Annotated in this window: 5 protein-coding genes and 1 pseudogene; all 6 read right to left on the bottom strand. The window is 33.5% G+C overall.

From position 1 onward, the window contains the following. Positions 1-223 precede the first annotated feature (223 nt). Positions 224-352: a hypothetical protein gene (locus CWB66_RS23000; RefSeq protein WP_289508518.1), complete on the bottom strand. Its 129-nt coding sequence runs from the start codon at positions 350-352 to the stop codon at positions 224-226. 139 nt (positions 353-491) lie between these two features. After that, complete coding sequence (locus CWB66_RS20575; RefSeq protein WP_502705305.1) at positions 492-638, bottom strand: hypothetical protein; 147 nt, start codon at positions 636-638, stop codon at positions 492-494. Positions 639-731: 93 nt separating this feature from the next. Further along, entirely contained in the window at positions 732-998 is a 267-nt protein-coding gene (locus tag CWB66_RS20580) for a hypothetical protein (RefSeq protein ID WP_138586910.1), read from the bottom strand. Positions 999-1,319: 321 nt separating this feature from the next. Continuing rightward, positions 1,320-1,643, bottom strand: a complete 324-nt coding sequence (locus tag CWB66_RS20585) for a DUF6892 domain-containing protein (protein WP_502705304.1) — start codon at positions 1,641-1,643, stop codon at positions 1,320-1,322. Beyond that, on the bottom strand, positions 1,631-1,786 hold the full coding sequence (locus tag CWB66_RS22365; protein ID WP_171037553.1) for a hypothetical protein: 156 nt from the start codon (positions 1,784-1,786) through the stop codon (positions 1,631-1,633). Before CWB66_RS22365 ends, CWB66_RS20585 begins: the two co-directional genes overlap by 13 nt. Before the next feature lie 212 nt (positions 1,787-1,998). Further along, a pseudogene (locus CWB66_RS23250) lies at positions 1,999-2,106 on the bottom strand (transposase); the annotation flags it as partial. Positions 2,107-2,239: the final 133 nt, after the last annotated feature.

The following is a 2,239-nucleotide window of genomic DNA, read 5'->3' on the forward strand; positions in this document are numbered from 1 at the left end:
CTTCCCGCTATCTTGAATTAAGATTCGACCACAACTTATCAGTGAGCATTAATCGGGGCATGGTAATCTCGTAAGGTTTGTTTTTGGCGAAGTAAATTATACGAGATTACCGCTTGCGCACAAAATTCAACAGCCCCTAGTTGTTCGGCTTATTTAAGCACATTAATTGCTTTGTTATATTTACCTAGATCGCAATACGCAGCACCTAAGTTAGTCATAGCAATTACATTTGTTCAAATACTTTTAGCATTGAATTAATGATGAATTTATAGTTTTCATCATATTTAGTGTGCTCCTTCCAAGCTTCTTCTACTAATTGCTTAACCTGTAGATAAATTGCCGAACTATTCATTTTGAAACCTATTAATTTTATAGTGGGTGATGAGATAGATGCTCTCCAAAATGACGTAAATGCGCCAAACTGATAAATCAAATTCAGTTAAAGGGAGAATCCATCATAGGTTCAACATTTAGAGTAGATGCTATGTTATTTAATTCGTTGATTTACCAACCCCCATCGCTTTGGCTGCTTCTTCTTGTGTATAACCTTGGCCAACTACAAGTTGAGCAGTTTCTAATTTGATTGCAGCGGAGTACGTTGCCTGGTTTAATTTTGTTATTTTTTTACCCAAATTCATATGCAAATAGCATAACATTTCTTTCTTAATGGGTGGCCAAAATCACTACACCACTACATATCTACCCATGATGATTCCTATTTGCTTAACGCTTCAAATATGGGGCGCACATTGTTTATGCGTCCCTGCCATAATTTGTTTGTTATATTGCGACGTTGCCAACCCTTGATTTATTTTGTGCTGCATATAAATCACATGAAAAATTGATGTAATAAAAGGGTTTAACCAAAGCTTATCATCACTATTAGAGCCTACGATTAAATTAATACGATTACGCACCATAATTACCCAAGTAACATCGAAAATACTTGAGACAACATGAATACCAATTGAGTTTCTTAAAATAGTAGGTTCATCCAAGTTAATTAAACTACTCAAAGATGTAGTAAATAAGATAATTGTTATTACAATGAAAAAATTGGATATTTTGTACTTGGTCTTTTGATTAATACTGTTTGAGAATTGATAAAGCTTATATATTAAATATGCGCCAATAGTCAGTACACAAAGAGCTAGAGTCTTTGCTACTGAGTCAGCCTCAAATATATCTGTAAGTTCATTTATTCTCCAAATATGAAAGCATACTAAATTCATTTAGCAATATAACGACACATTCAGTGGGTTAAAATGTGTAGTGAATTGAAATGTACCAACTGTTTTAGCTAAATTTAAAACCTTTTTCTAGCTTACTTTCACTCCCATCTCAATGAATACTTTTTTATGATCATTACTCAAACCACAATATTCACCTATTTCTTTAATGTTAAGTTCAAATAGTCTCTCGATATCTTTCGCAGAAGTAAAATCAAGAAGTTCCAACTTCTTTAAATTTACTATTATTTCTACACCTGAAAATGACTTAATTGCAAACTCATCCCCTTCCCCATCCCAATTAGGCATTATTAGATGATGAGTTTTACAACATTCCCCTGAAAGCAGAGTAATTTTTTCAAACTGTTTATCAGTTATATTAATTGCAAGTAACTGCTTTTCTATCTCAGGAATACAATCAAACCATCATACTTTGGACTCTCTCCAAAAACTAATTCATCCAGATTTTGATCATCAATAGCATCTATTTGTTTTTTTATTTCACCATCAGCATTATACAAACTACCTAGAGCCAATAATTTTAAATTGTTATCCATGTTAAATAACCTTCGTGTAAGTTAACAAGCCTGTGGGTTAACTCGTTTTTTATTTGTTTTTATTGATAAACAAACCATAGCTGAGTTCCTATTTTGGCTCAATTGATTACTGTGTTTTTCATAGAATATAAAAAGCGGGTTTGGTATTGTTTTTGTTGGCGCTTTGGAAGGTGTTTAAGTGGCTTTATTGAGGTTAAAAGGGCTTACCCTTCTTAATGCATCGTGTTTAACAGTTTTTCCATATTATGCACTAAACAATACAGTTGCCATTGCGCATTCACTTTCGTTTGACTTCGTAAGGTCTATTTATTTATGCCTTTACTCGCCGGGTAATCCCCCCATTTTTAATGGAGGCTATCTGTAGAATTCCCGTTGTTTAACTTTTCCAGCTTTTGTATGGGTGTTATGCCACCTATGCCCATATTAGGGCGTTCATTATTATAAGTCCATAAC

This window comes from Pseudoalteromonas sp. S558 (assembly GCF_005886635.1).
GTDB lineage: Bacteria > Pseudomonadota > Gammaproteobacteria > Enterobacterales > Alteromonadaceae > Pseudoalteromonas > Pseudoalteromonas aliena.